At 36.6% G+C, this 16,872-nt stretch carries 15 protein-coding genes; 12 read left to right on the top strand and 3 right to left on the bottom strand.

The genetic code is table 11. The annotated features are described in order from the left end of the window. Positions 1-181 precede the first annotated feature (181 nt). The 3 genes from DWB61_RS09440 to DWB61_RS09450 all read right to left on the bottom strand — a co-directional run bounded on the left by DWB61_RS09440 (position 182) and on the right by DWB61_RS09450 (position 2,754). Positions 182-1,387, bottom strand: a complete 1,206-nt coding sequence (locus tag DWB61_RS09440; protein WP_125030661.1) for an outer membrane protein assembly factor BamB family protein — start codon at positions 1,385-1,387, stop codon at positions 182-184. A 290-nt stretch (positions 1,388-1,677) separates the two neighbouring features. Then, on the bottom strand, positions 1,678-2,268 hold the full coding sequence (locus DWB61_RS09445) for a class I SAM-dependent methyltransferase (RefSeq protein ID WP_125030662.1): 591 nt from the start codon (positions 2,266-2,268) through the stop codon (positions 1,678-1,680). 48 nt (positions 2,269-2,316) lie between these two features. Then, positions 2,317-2,754, bottom strand: a complete 438-nt coding sequence (locus DWB61_RS09450) for a hypothetical protein (protein WP_125030663.1) — start codon at positions 2,752-2,754, stop codon at positions 2,317-2,319. A gap of 338 nt (positions 2,755-3,092) precedes the next feature. Between DWB61_RS09450 and DWB61_RS09455 the strand changes: the two genes are divergently transcribed. Genes DWB61_RS09455 through ftsA form a run of 12 tightly spaced genes read left to right on the top strand, consistent with a single transcriptional unit; the run spans position 3,093 to position 16,807 of the window. Then, a complete protein-coding gene (locus tag DWB61_RS09455; protein WP_125030664.1) occupies positions 3,093-3,551 on the top strand; it encodes a division/cell wall cluster transcriptional repressor MraZ in 459 nt (152 codons plus the stop codon). A gap of 50 nt (positions 3,552-3,601) precedes the next feature. Further along, positions 3,602-4,507 (top strand): 16S rRNA (cytosine(1402)-N(4))-methyltransferase RsmH, encoded by a 906-nt coding sequence (gene rsmH / locus DWB61_RS09460; protein ID WP_125030665.1) that lies wholly within the window; start codon positions 3,602-3,604, stop codon positions 4,505-4,507. Positions 4,508-4,528: 21 nt separating this feature from the next. Further along, positions 4,529-4,909 carry an FtsL-like putative cell division protein gene (locus tag DWB61_RS09465; RefSeq protein ID WP_125030666.1) on the top strand — a complete coding sequence of 127 codons (381 nt, stop codon included), beginning with the start codon at positions 4,529-4,531 and terminating at the stop codon, positions 4,907-4,909. A gap of 4 nt (positions 4,910-4,913) precedes the next feature. Then, positions 4,914-7,031 (top strand): penicillin-binding protein, encoded by a 2,118-nt coding sequence (locus DWB61_RS09470; protein ID WP_125030667.1) that lies wholly within the window; start codon positions 4,914-4,916, stop codon positions 7,029-7,031. A 44-nt stretch (positions 7,032-7,075) separates the two neighbouring features. Beyond that, positions 7,076-8,533 (top strand): UDP-N-acetylmuramoyl-L-alanyl-D-glutamate--2,6-diaminopimelate ligase, encoded by a 1,458-nt coding sequence (locus tag DWB61_RS09475; protein ID WP_125030668.1) that lies wholly within the window; start codon positions 7,076-7,078, stop codon positions 8,531-8,533. A 2-nt stretch (positions 8,534-8,535) separates the two neighbouring features. Further along, positions 8,536-9,789: a phospho-N-acetylmuramoyl-pentapeptide-transferase gene (mraY, locus tag DWB61_RS09480; RefSeq protein ID WP_125030669.1), complete on the top strand. Its 1,254-nt coding sequence runs from the start codon at positions 8,536-8,538 to the stop codon at positions 9,787-9,789. After that, positions 9,790-11,133 (top strand): UDP-N-acetylmuramoyl-L-alanine--D-glutamate ligase, encoded by a 1,344-nt coding sequence (gene murD, locus DWB61_RS09485; protein ID WP_125030670.1) that lies wholly within the window; start codon positions 9,790-9,792, stop codon positions 11,131-11,133. 10 nt (positions 11,134-11,143) lie between these two features. After that, positions 11,144-12,316, top strand: coding sequence for an FtsW/RodA/SpoVE family cell cycle protein (locus DWB61_RS09490; RefSeq protein ID WP_125030671.1), 1,173 nt, complete (start codon positions 11,144-11,146; stop codon positions 12,314-12,316). Beyond that, the gene (gene murG / locus DWB61_RS09495; RefSeq protein ID WP_125030672.1) at positions 12,303-13,406 is read left to right on the top strand and encodes an undecaprenyldiphospho-muramoylpentapeptide beta-N-acetylglucosaminyltransferase; all 1,104 of its coding nucleotides are present in this window, start codon (positions 12,303-12,305) and stop codon (positions 13,404-13,406) included. The genes DWB61_RS09490 and murG overlap by 14 nt, the downstream gene beginning before the upstream one ends. 44 nt (positions 13,407-13,450) lie before the next feature. Continuing rightward, positions 13,451-14,827 (top strand): UDP-N-acetylmuramate--L-alanine ligase, encoded by a 1,377-nt coding sequence (murC, locus tag DWB61_RS09500; RefSeq protein WP_197091176.1) that lies wholly within the window; start codon positions 13,451-13,453, stop codon positions 14,825-14,827. Next, on the top strand, positions 14,824-15,552 hold the full coding sequence (locus tag DWB61_RS09505; protein WP_125030673.1) for a cell division protein FtsQ/DivIB: 729 nt from the start codon (positions 14,824-14,826) through the stop codon (positions 15,550-15,552). Before murC ends, DWB61_RS09505 begins: the two co-directional genes overlap by 4 nt. A gap of 4 nt (positions 15,553-15,556) precedes the next feature. Continuing rightward, positions 15,557-16,807: a cell division protein FtsA gene (ftsA, locus tag DWB61_RS09510; RefSeq protein WP_125030674.1), complete on the top strand. Its 1,251-nt coding sequence runs from the start codon at positions 15,557-15,559 to the stop codon at positions 16,805-16,807. The last annotated feature ends 65 nt before the right edge of the window (positions 16,808-16,872 follow it).

Below are 16,872 nucleotides of genomic sequence, written 5' to 3' on the forward strand. Positions count from 1 at the left end.
TCAGAATGAAATCTTAATCTTATAAATAATAGCGACTCAAATTTATCAATTCCACCAGAAATCTAAACAAATAACAAACTTGTTAACATTCGATTAACAAGATTTCATCCTTAATCAAACTAAAGAAGAATAGTATTAAGATCGAGTCTTATTAAGACAGTAAATCAAATCGTATTTAAACCTAAATTCCGTAAACCATAAATGCACCACCATGACGGACATACATTCTATTTTTATGAATCACCAAGTGCGCCCAATGCTGTTTTGTTCCCATAGGAACACGGAAAGAACTAACTTTATTAAATGAATCCCCCTTAATATCAATTAGTCCAATTTCACCATTATCACCGTAGCAATACAACATGCCATCAGCAAAAATTACATTCCCCTTGGCTATTGCCTTTGATGAATAAATTTCTTTACCTGTCTTCCAATCGACACAATACCACATGCGATTATTATGTCCTGACACATAAATTTTACCATCGACTAAAACTGCTCCTCCCATTTGATTATCGACAAAAGCATTTCGCCACAACTCTTTAACAGCAGAACCATCCTCAGATAATTGAAGCATCACTCCACCTTTGCCATAACCACTGAAACAAAATAGTTGCCCATCTTTAAATAAAGGTGTATTGGGGTGAATATCGTATTGATTCTTATGCTCGAAATTCCAAAGCATCTCACCATTCTTAATATCAATTCCAATAATAGATCCACCGGTATGTGTTACCAACAAGGAACGTTTTCCACGCTTAACTAGAAGAGGAGAACAATAAGCTGACTTTTCACCCATCGCTTTTGTTTTCCAAATGAGTTCACCCGTTTTCTTATTTACGGCAATGACATTAGCCTCTTCACCTCCTGGAGTACAGAACAATCGATCACCTTCAATCAAAAGATTTTCGGTCATACCGAAACGAAGATTTCTACCTCCATATTCAGTCAACATATTTTTAGACCAAACTTTCTCTCCATTTTCAGCAGACATTGCAACTAACTCACCATGGCCACTCATAATGTATAAAAGACCATCATTCAACAAAGGTGTACCTCTAACACCATCGTAATTATCCATCCACTCCTTGGCGTAGTTCTTTTTCCACAACTGTTTTCCCGAATGATCAAAAGCGATAATAAAACCCTGATCACCATCAACGCCTCCGGTATACACTCTCGAATCTGTTACTGTAGCTGATGCATGCCCATCACCCAAGGCATCATAATGCCACAAAAGTTTAGGTCCAGCTTCTGGCCATTTTTTCAATAAACCTTTGGCATTATATTTCCCATCACGGTTTACGCCGCGCCATTGCGACATATTCTGAGAATGAGACTGAAAGACAATCATCAAACTAGCAACTAATAAAAAAAGAGATCTCATATTTTAACATTTAGGTTTCCAAATCATCATTTACAATTACAAGATTCTAAAGATAAGACCTATCCACATCAAATATCAACAAGAAACACCCATAATCAGGAATCCATTATAAGTCTAAATAAGCTCAAGCTTACCCCCAACAATGAGCAACACAAGCAATCTCAAAATAAAGCACAAAAAAAGCCAGTTGATTCAATCAACTAGCTTCCATCTTATTTTGAATATGATTCCTAAAAAATCAAACGATAACTTTCCTAAAAACAAACACATCGTCCTTAACAACCTCAAGTTCAGCTCCACATCTTACAGCCAAATACTTCAAACTTTTGACCGAAAAAAAAACACACATGAGTCATATCTCGCTTATAAAACCATTGAGGAAAAGTCCCATCACATGGAGACAATTGCGTTTTAATGGCTAAAACGCCACCTGGCTTCAACATTGAAAACAGTCGGTCGAACTCCATTCGTGGCTTATGAAAATGCTCTACAACCTCACAAGCTGTTATAAAATCATACGATCTTGCAAAAACTTCTTCATTGGGAGCAAAGTAAGCATCATAAATATCCATCTGACAACCCTCAATTTCAAACATTTGCGACAAAGCTGGACCAGGGCCACAACCGAAATCCAAACCTTTAGCTCCTACTGAAATTCTTTCAAGAACTGGATCCATTATCTGTTTTAGATATTCCTGATACACCAAATCTTCGGGCTCATTTTGATGATGCTCATACTTTCTCATTTCAACACTAGAAGTAAAAAAGAAGCCTGCAGGCACAAATACTAAATCACAATTCTCACAAGAATAATATTCTCGCGATTCCCCTTCACAATAAAACGAAGTATTTTCAGAACAGCACAGAGGGCATTTTTCCACAAAGAAGGTTTAGGTAAGAACAAAGCTTATTTTTATTCACTCAAAGTACTAATTCTTCTCAAACAATTTAACTTGCCTTAAACCTAAAACAAACAAAGCGACTACTTTTAAAACTTCCATCACGATATAAGTCATATGTACTGAACTTTTCTCAGGCTGCATACCTTGCATTATCAACTGAGCATTCTCACTCAACTCAGGCAGCAAGTATCCAGATTGAGCGACAATAAAAGTAAAAATCAAAACTCCAGCTGTCACCACAACTTTATCGGTAAATTTATAAAAAACAACCACCAAAAGAAACACAGAAAAGACACGTTCAACTGCATTTAAAGCACCAAAAACATGCCTCCCTACATCAAGAGCCGTAGGTAAATCAAGACTCTCAGCTCTAAACTTCACCCAAGCTTCCATAAAACTGATAGACAGTATAAAACCTATCCATACAAAACTCACTACAAACCCGTAATTCACTAGTTTTTTCATGCCATATATTTTTATATTTTTGCAGCCAATCTAGAATTTCAAACTGCTTAACCTTATTTTGAATGAGTAAAAATAACAAAAAGAAGATCTAATCCACATTCAAAATCATTTTAAGACTCCAAATGTTAAATTATTATTTAAAACCTTATACAAAGCCTTATCTCAGAAGCAAAACTAAGTTTTAGAAAACCAAAGACATAGCGCCGCTCATTAGTTCTCGTGATTGCTAGAAAAAACCACAAAGCAAAAAGTTTTCAACAATCCAATTAAAGTGGTTGAAAGTGGTTGAAAGTGGTTCGAAATTTTCTTACTTTTACATTTGTAAACCATTTTTGTCAATGCTAACATTCATAGGTGATTACCCCTGCAAACTAGACGCAAAGGGACGAGTACTTCTCCCCTCTGCATTTCGAAAGTTGCTAGCAGCTTCTTCCGAAGATGGTTTTGTTATGCGAAAAAACCTGTATGAAGACTGTCTTGATCTCTACCCTTCATCGGAATGGAACAGACAATTAGCAATGATTCGAAGCCAACTAAATCCATTCAATCGCAAGCACGCAAAATTCTTACGAGAGTTTTACAGAGGGACAGCCGAAATCCAGATTGATGGTAATGGCCGAATTCTAATCCCTAAAAAAATATTTGCAGACACTAATCTATCCAACGGGCTAACTCTTGTTGGACAAGATGGTAAAATCGAAATATGGGATACAAAAAAATACAATAACTCCGGAATGAACCAAGAGGAATTCAACCAATTGGCTAATGACATTTTGGGAGACAATATGGCTTTATAAGCCCAAATACCAATTAGAATCTATTTTCAAATTTTGTAATATCATCTGGCATGACATCATATCACGTACCTGTACTTTTAAATGAAAGCATTGAAGCTTTAGACATCAAACCAGATGGGATATATGTCGACTTAACCTTTGGTGGAGGAGGCCATTCAAGAGAAATCATCAAACACCTAACAACCGGAAAACTAATTGGTTTCGACCAGGATGTTGATGCAGAAAGAAATATCATAGACGATGAACGATTTATTTTCATTCGTCACAACTTCCGATATTTTAAAAATTTCCTAAAATACATTGGCTACGAGAAAGTTGATGGCATACTTGCCGACTTAGGCGTATCATCTCACGAATTTGATGTTGCCGAACGAGGTTTCTCATTCCGTTTCGATGGTGATTTGGATATGAGAATGAACCAAAGTGCCGATTTCGACGCAGCTGATCTTTTAAACACGTATTCATCTGATGAATTATTTAGAGTGTTCAAATATTATGGCGAAGTTAAAAACCCAGGCAAACTCGTTCGATTAATTCTGGCGCATCGTGAGGATAATGAATTTAAAACCATACAGCAACTTAAAGAAGTCATTCTGCCATGCACCCCAAAATTCAAAGAACACAGGTATTGGGCACAAGTTTTTCAAGCTTTAAGAATTGAAGTGAATGCTGAAATGGATGTTTTGAAAGATATGCTTAATCAGATTCCTGATGCTCTCAAACCAGATGGTAGATTAGTCGTAATCACGTACCATTCGTTAGAAGATAGATTGGTAAAAAACTTCATTCGAGATGGAAAATTTGCTGGTGGAGCTGAGAAAGATTTTTATGGGAGAACCAATGCACCTCTAGAAGCTGTAAACCGCAAAGTAATTCTACCTAGCGAAGAGGAATTGGAACTCAATAACAGATCGAGAAGTGCGAAACTGAGAATTGCACAACCAAGAACAAATTAGAACCATTCAAATTAAAATAGAATGTTTGGATTCAAACGAAAATATAAAGACTTCATCAGCCCTAAAGAAGAAATAAAAGAAACCCCTTCGGGTTCTTTTAAGGATATCATTTCGGGTAGCGTGTTGTCAAAAGATGTGGTTGTACACCATCTCCCATTTATTCTTTTCATTGCTATCCTAGGCATCTATTACATCAGTAACCGATATCATTCTGAGCGAGTTTATCGTGAAATGGTAAGCCTTGAGAAAGAACTAAAAGAACTTCGTTTTGAATCTATAACAACTGCATCAGACTTGATGTACATGAGCAAACAATCAGAAGTTGTAAAAAGAGTAGAAAAAGAGGGCTTGGATTTAATTGAATCAACAGAGCCTCCAGTAAAAATCTATTTAGAAAAATAAAACTGTGCAAATAAAGAACGACATCATGTGGCGAGTGGGCGTCTGTTACACTCTAATTGTACTTCTCGCATTCTGTGTAGTTAGCCGAGTAGTTTATCTGCAAGTTTTCGAAGGAGATGATTGGAGGGGACGTGCACAGTCTATCAGTAAGAAGGATATTACGGTCTATGCGAATAGAGGTGATATCTGTGCAGCCGACGGTCGCCTTTTAGCCAGTTCTATCCCCTACTATGAATTACGTATGGACTTTCAGGCCATGGGGTTAACTAATGATATTTTCAAAAAAAATGTAGATTCTCTGGCGATTTGTTTATCCAGATTTTTTGGTGACAAAAGCAGTTCTGCTTATCGCAGACAACTATGGGATGCCAAATTTCATTCGACCAGAAATCGTTATGTATTAATCAATCAACGAAAGGTTAATTACAACGAACTTAAACAGATCAAAACCTTTCCACTCTTTCGATTATCCTCTAATAAGGGAGGTTTAATTTGCTTACAAGAAAGTAAAAGGGTTCAGCCTCATATCAATTTGGCAAGTAGAACCATTGGCTATTTAAACAAGGGCAATGGCAACGAACTTATTGGAAAAGTTGGACTCGAAGGCTTATTCGAGAATGAACTAAAAGGTATTGATGGTATCTCCATGATGCAGAAAATGTCAGGCAAATGGCTTCCTGTGAATCAGGCCGATCCTAAGGATGGGAACGATATCATTACAACCATAGATGTCAATTTTCAGGACGTAGCTCAATCCGCCTTATTACAGCAACTTCAAGCCTATCATGCAGACCATGGCTCTGCCATACTTATGGAAGTAGAAACTGGAGCCATAAAAGCAATAGCTAATTTGGGTTTAGATTCTGAAACCAATAAATATGAAGAAATTTACAATTACGCTATTGGTGAAGCCACAGAACCTGGCTCAACTTTCAAGTTAGCATCAATAATGGCTCTACTAGAAGATGGTTATGTCCAACCAACAGATTCTATTGACACGGGCAATGGGATTCATCGTTTTTATAAAGATAAGATGCGCGATTCTCACGTCGGAGGCTATGGTATGATAAGTGTTCAGGAAGCCTTCGAAAAGTCATCGAACGTCGGAATCTCAAAATTAGTCAATCAACATTATAAAGATAAACCTCGCGATTTTATTAATCGATTATCTGCATTCAGACTAAACAAAACTTTAGATTTAGATATCAAGGGTGAAGGTCGTCCAAAAATAAAATACCCCGGTGAAGAAGGTTGGTCTGGAATCTCTCTCCCATGGATGTCCATTGGTTATGAAGTACAACAAACACCACTTCAAACATTATGCTTCTACAATGCCATTGCAAATAATGGTAAGATGATGAAACCCATATTTGTTCATGAAATCAAATATCATGGAAAAGTATTAAAACATTTTGATGAAGAGGTGCTCAAAAATAGTCTATGCTCAAGAGAAACTCTTAGAAAAGTGAAATCAATGCTTGAAGGTGTCGTTTTGAGAGGCACAGCAACAAATCTAAGAAATTCGAGTTACAGCATTGCTGGAAAAACAGGAACTGCTCAAATAGCTGACAAGAATAAAGGATATGGTCACAAAGTCTATCAAGCATCTTTCGCTGGTTATTTCCCTGCTGACGCTCCAAAATACTCTTGCGTAGTAGTGATCAACAGCCCTGACAAGAAGAAAGGATTCTACGGAAATCAAGTTGCTGGCCCTGTTTTCAAAACCATTGCAGATAAAGTTTATGCCATGACTTATGCCATGCATCCCCCAAAGCAAGATGAACAAATATGCGAAATAAAAGTTCCTATCTCATTAAATGGAAATAAAGACGATTTAGATATAGTATTTAAAGAACTCAACGTATCAATAGATGATCGCGAAGTATATGGCGATTGGGTTTTAACCTCTCGCCAAGATTCTATAATCAAATATAAAAATAGAATAATAAACAACCATCTTGTCCCTAATGTAAAAGGGATGGGTATTCAGGATGCCTTGTACATACTAGAGAACGCCGGATTGAAGGTGAAAATTAATGGCTTTGGTTCCGTGAAAAAACAATCTCTAAACCCAGGTTCTAATTTTAGAAGCGGTGATCTAATTTACATTGAGTTATCCTAAAAACGATCAAAAGTAAGACCAACATCATATAAGAAACAAATAAGATGACTAAGAAAATAACAGACCTATTAAGATCCATCAACATACTAGAAAGTGTAGGTGAGCTCAATACAGAGATCAACATGTTGCATTTCGATTCGAGAAAGGTGGCAACAGGTGATTTCTTTATTGCACAGGTCGGAACGCAATCCGATGGTCATGATTTTATACCAAAAGCAATTGATCAAGGCGCTAAAGCTATTCTATGCCAGCATCTTCCTGAAGATATTAATCCTAAGGTAATCTACATTAAAGTAGAAAATACATCAAAGGCTCTTTCCGCATTGGCTCATAATTATTACGATTGTCCATCTAACAATTTAAAACTTGTAGGGGTAACCGGAACGAATGGAAAAACAACTATTGCCAGCTTACTCTATGAACTATTTAGAAAGCTGGGTTATAAAGTTGGTCTTCTTTCAACAGTTACCAATTTTATCGACACAAAAGAGGTTAAGGCCACGCATACCACTCCTGATGCCATTCAAATTTCGAAACTATTAAGCGAGATGGTTGAAGAGGGCTGTGAGTATTGTTTTATGGAGGTCAGCTCTCATGCTGTTGATCAGCACAGAACAGGGGCTTTAAATTTCAAAGGTGGTATTTTTACTAACCTGACTCACGATCATTTAGACTATCACAAAACTTTTGACGCCTACTTAAGAGCAAAAAAAGGATTTTTCGATCAGTTGGGCAAAACCTCATTTGCCATTACCAATGCTGATGATAAAAATGGAAAAATAATTTTACAAAACACCAAAGCACATAAGTTCACTTATTCAACCCGCGCTTTCGCTGATTTTAGAGCTCAGATTCTTGAGAAGCACTTTAATGGCATGCAATTGGAAATAGATGGCCTTGAGTTATGGACAAATTTCATTGGCGATTTTAATGCTCATAACCTGTTAGCCGTTTATAGTGCTGCCCGACTTCTTGATCAATCAAAAGAAGAAGTCTTAATGAAGATGAGTGAGCTGAATTCTGTTGCTGGAAGGTTTGAGAGTATTATTTCTCCCAATGGTATTATGGCCATTGTCGATTATGCTCACACGCCTGATGCCTTAAAAAATGTTTTGCTAACCATTGACCAACTTCGCACCAGAAACGAAACGGTAATTACTGTTGTAGGGGCTGGTGGTGATAGAGATAAAACGAAGCGACCTTTAATGGGTAAAGTTAGTGCTGAATATAGCGACAAGGTGATTTTAACCTCTGACAACCCAAGATCTGAAAATCCTGATACTATTATCACTGAGATGAGAGAAGGTGTTTCTGCTAATAATCTAAAAAAAGTACTTGCTATTACTGATAGAAAAGAGGCTATTAGAACGGCTATCATGCTAGCTAAAAAGGATGATATTATCCTTGTTGCTGGCAAAGGCCACGAGGATTACCAAGAAATTAATGGTGTGAAACATCACTTCGACGATAAAGAAATTATTAACGAAATATTCAATCAATAAACATGCTATACTATCTTTTTAAATTCCTACATGAGTTAGATTTTCCAGGGGCTGGGATGTTTGATTATATTTCATTTCGTGCTGCTTTAAGTATCATCACTTCGCTTTTGATTGCGACTGTATTTGGTAAAAGAATCATTTATTATCTCCAGAAACAACAAATTGGAGAAGTCGTAAGAGACCTAGGTCTTGCAGGACAAATAGAGAAAAAAGGAACACCTACAATGGGTGGGATCATTATTCTAATTTCTATTCTGGTTCCTGTCTTATTATTCGCCAAACTCGATAACATTTATATTATTTTGATGATTATCACAACCGTTTGGTTAGGCTTGATCGGATTCATAGACGACTATATCAAAGTTTTCAAGAAAGATAAAGAAGGTTTAAAAGGTCGATTCAAAATTGCTGGACAAGTAGGCTTAGGTTTGATTGTAGGTTTAACTTTATATCTAAACGATGATGTGGTTATTCGCGAAAGAGCCAATATTTATGACATTGGAACAAAAACTGAAATCGTTGATGAAGGCTTTGTTGCTGATAGAGCTGATGCAACAGCAATGACAAAAGATATTAAATCTACCAAAACAACGATTCCATTCTTTAAGAACAATGAATTCGATTATGAAAGTCTTGTTCGTTTTGGAGGCGAATATTCATCAATTCTTGCCTGGATACTCTTTATTATTGTCACCATATTTATCGTAACCGCTGTTTCTAACGGAGCTAATATGACAGATGGACTAGACGGCCTCGCAACGGGGACATCAGCCATCATAGGTGCTACACTTGGTATTCTGGCCTATCTTTCAGGACACTTAGTTTATGCGAGTTATCTAAATATCATGTATATTCCTCACTCAGGAGAGTTGGTTGTTTATATCGCTGCATTTATCGGATCTACAATTGGTTTCCTTTGGTACAACTCCTATCCTGCTCAAGTTTTCATGGGAGACACAGGAAGTCTTTCATTGGGAGGTATTATCGCGGTATTAGCAATTATCATTCATAAAGAACTATTAATACCTGTACTCTGCGGAATATTCTTGGTGGAAAACATTTCGGTTATGATGCAAGTTTCCTGGTTTAAGTATACCAGAAAAAGATACGGTGAAGGTCGTCGAATATTCAGAATGGCACCTCTACACCACCATTATCAATTAAAGGGATATCCTGAAGCTAAGATTGTAACTCGATTTTGGATTATCGGTATTTTATTAGCAGTTATCACTATTGTGACCCTTAAAATCAGATAAATGAATAGTCAGGAAACCATAGTTGTTTTAGGTGCAGGAGAAAGTGGTGTTGGTGCAGCTATATTAGCTAAAAGCAAAGGCTTTAATGTATTTGTTTCAGATAAGGGACAAATCACATCAAACTATATCAAAATTCTGAACGAATACGAAATTCCTTTCGAAGAAGGTAAACATAGTGAGGAACGCATTATTGAGGCTACCGAGGTTATTAAGAGTCCAGGTATTCCAGATACTGCACCACTTATAAAGAAACTAAATAGTTTAAACATTCCTGTTATTTCAGAAATCGAATTTGCAGGACGCTATTCAGATGCTAAAATGATTTGCATCACCGGTAGCAATGGGAAAACCACAACAACGCTGCTTATTTATCACATGCTGAAAAAAGCAGGTATCAATGTGGGATTAGCTGGTAATGTAGGACATAGTTTGGCGCGTCAAGTAGCCGAGAATAATTATAGTCACTATGTTGTTGAATTGAGCAGTTTCCAACTTGATGGCATGCAGCAATTCAAAGCTGATATAGCCATTTTAATGAATATCACACCTGACCATCTGGATCGTTACGATTATAAGATGGAGAATTATATTGATTCTAAATTCAGAATCATTCAGAATCAGACTGAGAATGATGCTTTCATTTTCTGTCAGGATGATGAAATCATTACAAAAGAGTTAAAGCAAATATCAATTCAGGTTCAAAAACATCCGTTTAGTATTTATGAATGTTTACCAAAGGGGGCAAGTTTGAGGGATGAAGATTTAATTATTAAGAATGAAAATATCAATCTTAATATGAAGCAGAAAGACCTTTCTTTAAAAGGGAAACACAATATTTACAACTCAATGGCTGCGGGCATTGCAGGAAGTATTCTTGGCATTCGCAACGATGTCATCAGAGAGAGCCTTAGTGATTTTGAAGGCGTAGAACACCGCCTAGAAAAACTAGTAAATGTTCGTGGTGTTGATTTTATAAATGACTCTAAAGCCACAAATATCAATTCAACTTGGTATGCACTTGAAAGCATGAACGACAAAACCGTTTGGATTGTTGGTGGTGTTGATAAAGGCAATGACTATTCAGAATTGATGGATTTGGTGAAAGAAAAAGTAAAAGCGATTGTATGCTTAGGCCTTGACAATTCAAAAATCCACGCAGCTTTTGATGGCGTCATCAATTCAATTGTAGATGCAGAGTCCATGCCCGATGCCGTTAAAAAAGCATTCGAATTAGCAGACGAAGAAGCTACAGTATTACTATCTCCCGCTTGTGCAAGTTTCGACCTGTTCAAAAGTTATGAAGATAGAGGCAATCAATTTAAGGATGAAGTGCGAAAACTATAGCAAGAATTAAATGGGACGATTTATAAGCAATTTTAAATTACAAGGCGATAAGGTCATATGGATCATCATATTTCTACTATCTATCATTTCGCTTTTGGTAGTCTACAGTTCAACCGGAACCTTAGCTTATAAGGTAAAAGGAGGAAATACGTCCTATTTTTTCATCAAACAATTAGTCTTATTATTGGGCTGTTATTTTATTATTTGGGTCACCCACAAGATTCCCTATAAACATTATTCAAGTTGGGCGAATATGGGATTATTCATAGCGATAGGTATGCTTTTATTAGCCAAAATTGTTGGGGTTAATTTAAATCAGGCTTCCAGATGGATCACAATTCCTGGCATTGGCTTTAACTTTCAACCTTCTGAATTAGCAAAACTGGCATTAATTCTATTTGTCTCACGAATACTATCTAAATTCCAAACAGATAGAGAATGTCAAAAAGAAGCTTTCTGGAAAATAATTGCCGCCATTGGTGTCGTGTGTGGTATTATCTTTCTCGATGACTTTTCTACTTCAGCTCTATTGGGTGGTATTTGCCTAATGCTCATGTTTATTGGTCGAATAGCAGCCAAGTACCTACTTGGAACTTTTGGAGCTGGTTTAGGACTGATCATCATCTTACTCATAATTGCCCCATTCTTACCCAATAGCTTTGGGCGTATACATACGGTCAGAAATCGTATTTTAAACTTCGCTGGCATCGGGGAGAAAAAAACAGATGACGGACGAAACTACCAAGTCGATCAGGCAAAAATAGCCGTAGTTTCAGGAGGTATTATAGGCAAAGGTCCAGGCAACAGTGATCAACGAAATTTCTTGCCTCATCCTTACTCTGATTTCATTTATGCAATTATACTTGAAGAATTAGGATGGTTTGGCGGATTTGGTATACTAGCACTCTATCTTTTCCTAATCTATCGGGCAGGCTCCATAGTGCGGAAATGCGATCGAACCTTCCCCGCTTTTCTCGTCATCGGTCTCAGTTTAAGTATTGTTGCGCAAGCTTTAACCAATATGGCCGTTTCGGTCAATTTAATTCCAGTAACAGGTCAACCCCTGCCTCTGGTCAGTATGGGGGGAACCTCTCTGATATTTACAAGTGCAGCTCTGGGTATGATTTTAAGTGTGAGTCGATCAGTAAAAGAACAAGAAGAATTAAACCATGCGGAAGATTAAAATAATAGTTAGTGGAGGTGGAACTGGAGGACATATCTTTCCAGCAATTTCAATTGCCAATGCCCTAAAAGCAAAGCAAGACGATATAGAAATTTTATTTGTAGGTGCCGATGGTAAAATGGAAATGGAAAAAGTTCCAGCCGCAGGTTACAAGATAATTGGACTTCCAATTAGAGGCTTACAAAGAAATTTCAACAAAGAGAATTTAAAATTTTTTTCTCGATTATTCCGAAGTTTACGTAAGGCGAAAAAGATTATCAAAGAATTCAAACCTGATGCTGTTGTTGGTGTGGGTGGTTATGCCAGTGGTCCTTTATTGCATGCGGCAAACAAAATGGGCATTCCATCATTGATTCAGGAACAAAATTCTTACGCAGGGATAACGAATAAGCTATTAGCTAAGAAAGCCGACAAAATTTGTGTAGCTTATCAAGGTATGGAACGTTTTTTTCCTGCTGATAAAATCTTGATGACTGGGAATCCTGTCAGAAAAGATTTAATACAATTAGAGAATCTAAGAGCAGAAGCTCAGTTTTTTTTCAATCTCAATCCAAACAAAAAGACACTACTGGTTATTGGTGGTAGTTTAGGAGCAAGAACCATTAATCACAGTATTATTGAAAATATTGAAGACTTTAAAGACAAGCCGATTCAAGTCATATGGCAATCTGGTAAATTCTACCATCAAGAGATGAAAGAGAAGCTTGCTAAAGCCAATATTGACAACGTACAAGTCTCAGATTTCTTAACACGAATGGATTTAGCTTACGCTGCATCTGATCTTGTTATTTCAAGAGCAGGAGCAGGAACCATTTCTGAACTTTGTATGGTAAAGAAAGCTTGTATTTTGGTTCCGTCACCGAACGTTTCAGAAGATCATCAAACTAAAAATGCCATGGCTCTTGTTCATCAAGATGCGGCCATGATGATTCCTGATATTGAAGCGAAAGAAAGATTGGTTAAAGAAGCCTTATTACTATTAGACAATGATTCAGAGTTGGAAAAGCTTGAAAAGAATATTGCTCTATTGGCAAAACCCAATGCTGCAGATGAAATTGCAGATGAGATATTAAAAATGATTAAGCAATAAGTTTAAGTATTAAAACTTAAACTGATTCACATATAGGCAGAAAAATGATGAATATAGAGGATTTTAAAAACATCTATTTTGTAGGAATTGGAGGTATTGGAATGAGTGCTATTGCACGATATTTCAAAGCTATTGGGAAAAATGTGTATGGTTACGACAAGACACAAACTTTACTGACTAGTGAATTAGAAAAAGAAGGAATCAGTATTATTTTCTCTGATGAAGTTGATCAAATTCCTGAGATTTATCTCAATAAAACAGAAACCCTGGTTGTTTATACACCTGCTATTCCATCCAATCATGAACAATTGTCATTTTTCAAAAACGAAAACTACCATTTGATGAAAAGAGCCCAGGTTTTGGGTTTTTTATCGGATCCTTTGAATGGAATTGGTATAGCTGGCACACATGGAAAGACAACTGTATCGAGTTTAACAGCTCATATTTTTAAAAACTCGACTCAAGACTGCAATGCTTTTTTGGGTGGTATTGCAAGAAATTACAACACGAATTTGCTTCTATCTAAAACGAGCCCATGGGTGGTCTTAGAAGCTGATGAGTTTGACCGATCATTCCTTCAACTTCATCCACAAGTAGCTGTTGTTACTTCTATGGATGCGGATCATCTAGACATCTATGGTGAAAAAGAAGAACTGGAAAAAACGTTTCAAAATTACGTTCGCCAAATAAAAAAGGGGGGGCACCTTGTCTATAAAAAAGGTTTACCATTAAAGCCCGAAGGAATCAATCTTCATTCCTATTCTCTTGAAGAAGAAGAAGCCGATTTTTATGCCAAAAACTTAAAACTAATTAAAGGTCTATATCAATTCGACCTAGTGCATCCTAATGGTTGCATTGAGGGATTAAATCTATCTTATCCTGGCCGAATAAATGTTGAAAATGCAATTGCGGCAAGTGCGGTAGCCTTAATCTGCGGCATCAATCAGGAAGAACTTCGTTTAGCACTAAATAATTTCATGGGTGTTCGCAGAAGATTCGACTATCGTATTAAAAGTGATAAATTGGTTTTTATTGATGATTATGCTCACCACCCAAAGGAGCTTTGGGAAAGTATTTCTTCGGTTAAGGCCATATACCCTGATAAAAAAATAACAGGTATTTTTCAACCTCATCTTTTCACAAGGACACGCGATTTTGCTGATGGTTTCGCGGAAAGTTTAGATCTATTGGACGAGCTAATCTTACTTGATATATATCCGGCTAGAGAACTTCCTATTGAAGGTGTCGATTCAAGTCTAATTCTTAGTAAGATGAAAAAGAAGGGCCGAATATGCTCTAAGGATGAATTAATTGAGCAAATTAAACAGGGTGAAATAGAAGTATTATTAACTTTGGGTGCAGGCGATATTGACAAGCTGGTTGAACCTATCGCACAGATTCTGAATCAAAGAATAAAATGATAAATAAAATCAAACCCATATTAATGACCTTGGCATTATCAGCCTACATCATTTTCACTTTTTCCTTTGTGAATAAGAAAAGTGATGCCTTGCTTGTTACAGGCATTAATATTGATATTACTGATAGTTTAAACACTCATTTTATATCCGATTCTGATATTAAAAATCTCATATTAAAGAATCACCCAGATATTATCGGCAAGTATACAACCAGCATAAATAAAGAAAACCTAGAACGTTTAATTAATAAAATACCATCTGTTAAAAACACCGAAGTGTTCACCTCACTAAAGGGTTGTTTACATATAGAGATTGAGCAACGCAAACCTATTGTTCGATTATTAAAAGGTAAAGGGTTTTATATTGATGAAGAAGGAAGGCGAATGCCGCTATCTTCAAATTTTACATCCAGGGTTTTGGTTGTCTCTGGACACATAAAAGATAAGACGATTGAAAGAGATTTAATGCCACTTGTCAATTTTATTACAAAAGATGAATTTTGGTCTTCGCAAATCAATCAAATCTATGTAGATTCGAATGATGAATACATTTTAATACCTAGAGTAGGTGGACAGAAAATTGAGATGGGAAAAATTGATAATTTCGAAAGGAAATTTGACAAGCTCTACGCCTTATACAAAGATGGATTTTCAAAAGTGGGTTGGAATAAATACGAAAAGATAAATTTGAAATACGAAAATCAGATCGTATGTACAAAAAGATAATAGGATGATCAACACAAACGAAATTATAGCGGCTATAGATATTGGGACAACTAAAATTGTTGCCATAGCTGGGAAAGTTACATCCAACGGAGAACTCCAGATATTAGGATTGGAAAAAACCAAATCAACAGGTGTTGTTAAGGGAGTGATCCAAAACATTAACCAAACAATTGGAGCCATTCGTGAAGTGGTAGAAAAATTACAACAGAATACAAATCTTAAAATAGATAAGGCATACGTTGGCATTGCCGGACAGCATATTAGAAGCCTAAAGAATCGCCAGTTTAAATACATTCAAAACGGTTCTGAAATTATTACTCAAGAAGATATTGATACCATTCTGAAAGAAAACTTCAGAATTCCAATTCAAGTAGGCGAACAAATCCTCCACGTGATACCACAAGATTATGTGGTCGATAAAGATAAGGGAATTACAGACCCTCTGGGTATGGCTGGACGTAGACTTGATGGCAACTTCAATATCATTATTGGAAGAACTGCATCTGCTAGAAATATAGAAAACTGCGTAAAAGCTGTTGATATTGATATTGAAGAGTTGGTTCTTGAACCTTTAGCATCTTCACTTGCAGTACTTACTCATGAAGAAAAAGAAGCTGGTGTTGTACTTGTTGATATCGGCGGTGGAACCACAGATATCACTCTTTATTTCGATGGTGTTCTTCGTCATACAGCTGTCATTCCTTTTGGAGGCGATGTTGTGACCAAGGATATAAAAGAAGGCTGTCATCTTTTGCTAAAACAAGCTGAAGCACTAAAAGTACAGTTTGGCGAAGCTGTTGAACAATTAGCAGATAGTGACAAGGTGGTCAATATTCCACAAACTGGTGGCTGGGATCCCAAAGAAATTGCTTTTAAAACCGTTGCACAGATTATTCAGTGCCGTATGGAAGAAATTCTAGATCGTGTGAAATATCAAATTGACATGACCCCTTATGGCGATAAGCTTGGAGCAGGAATTGTTCTTACTGGAGGTGGCGCAATGCTTAAGAACCTTGATGTTTTGACCAAAGAAAAACTCGGAGTAGATGTTAGAATTGGTTATCCAAATGCTTCCGCTATGATTAAGGTTGATGAAGCCATTAATATGCCCATGTATGCAACAAGCATCGGTTTATTATTGAATGGTTTAAACAAACTTCAACACAGGCCTAGCGATGGCGTTTCGAACCAAGTAAATACTAAAACAAAAAAGAGAGGCTTAAAACGTTTCTTTGAAACTATATTTGATAATTAAAATTTGAAAGACAAATCTATGATGATATTGAATTCCCCTAGATATTCATATCAAATTCAAGTCTC

Origin of the sequence: Ancylomarina euxina, from assembly GCF_003863355.1 — a bacterium.
Taxonomy (GTDB): Bacteria; Bacteroidota; Bacteroidia; order Bacteroidales; family Marinifilaceae; genus Ancylomarina; species Ancylomarina euxinus.

Bases quoted from the DNA above. Each gene is read 5' to 3' on its own strand.
- mraY (WP_125030669.1), top strand. From the start codon at position 8,536: ATGCTATACTATCTTTTTAAATTCCTACATGAGTTAGATTTTCCAGGG.
- murC (WP_197091176.1), top strand. From the start codon at position 13,451: ATGATGAATATAGAGGATTTTAAAAACATCTATTTTGTAGGAATTGGA.
- murD (WP_125030670.1), top strand. From the start codon at position 9,790: ATGAATAGTCAGGAAACCATAGTTGTTTTAGGTGCAGGAGAAAGTGGT.
- DWB61_RS09505 (WP_125030673.1), top strand. From the start codon at position 14,824: ATGATAAATAAAATCAAACCCATATTAATGACCTTGGCATTATCAGCC.
- DWB61_RS09465 (WP_125030666.1), top strand. From the start codon at position 4,529: ATGTTTGGATTCAAACGAAAATATAAAGACTTCATCAGCCCTAAAGAA.
- DWB61_RS09450 (WP_125030663.1), bottom strand. From the start codon at position 2,754: ATGAAAAAACTAGTGAATTACGGGTTTGTAGTGAGTTTTGTATGGATA.
- ftsA (WP_125030674.1), top strand. From the start codon at position 15,557: ATGATCAACACAAACGAAATTATAGCGGCTATAGATATTGGGACAACT.
- DWB61_RS09440 (WP_125030661.1), bottom strand. From the start codon at position 1,387: ATGAGATCTCTTTTTTTATTAGTTGCTAGTTTGATGATTGTCTTTCAG.
- DWB61_RS09475 (WP_125030668.1), top strand. From the start codon at position 7,076: ATGACTAAGAAAATAACAGACCTATTAAGATCCATCAACATACTAGAA.
- murG (WP_125030672.1), top strand. From the start codon at position 12,303: ATGCGGAAGATTAAAATAATAGTTAGTGGAGGTGGAACTGGAGGACAT.
- DWB61_RS09490 (WP_125030671.1), top strand. From the start codon at position 11,144: ATGGGACGATTTATAAGCAATTTTAAATTACAAGGCGATAAGGTCATA.
- DWB61_RS09455 (WP_125030664.1), top strand. From the start codon at position 3,093: ATGCTAACATTCATAGGTGATTACCCCTGCAAACTAGACGCAAAGGGA.
- rsmH (WP_125030665.1), top strand. From the start codon at position 3,602: ATGACATCATATCACGTACCTGTACTTTTAAATGAAAGCATTGAAGCT.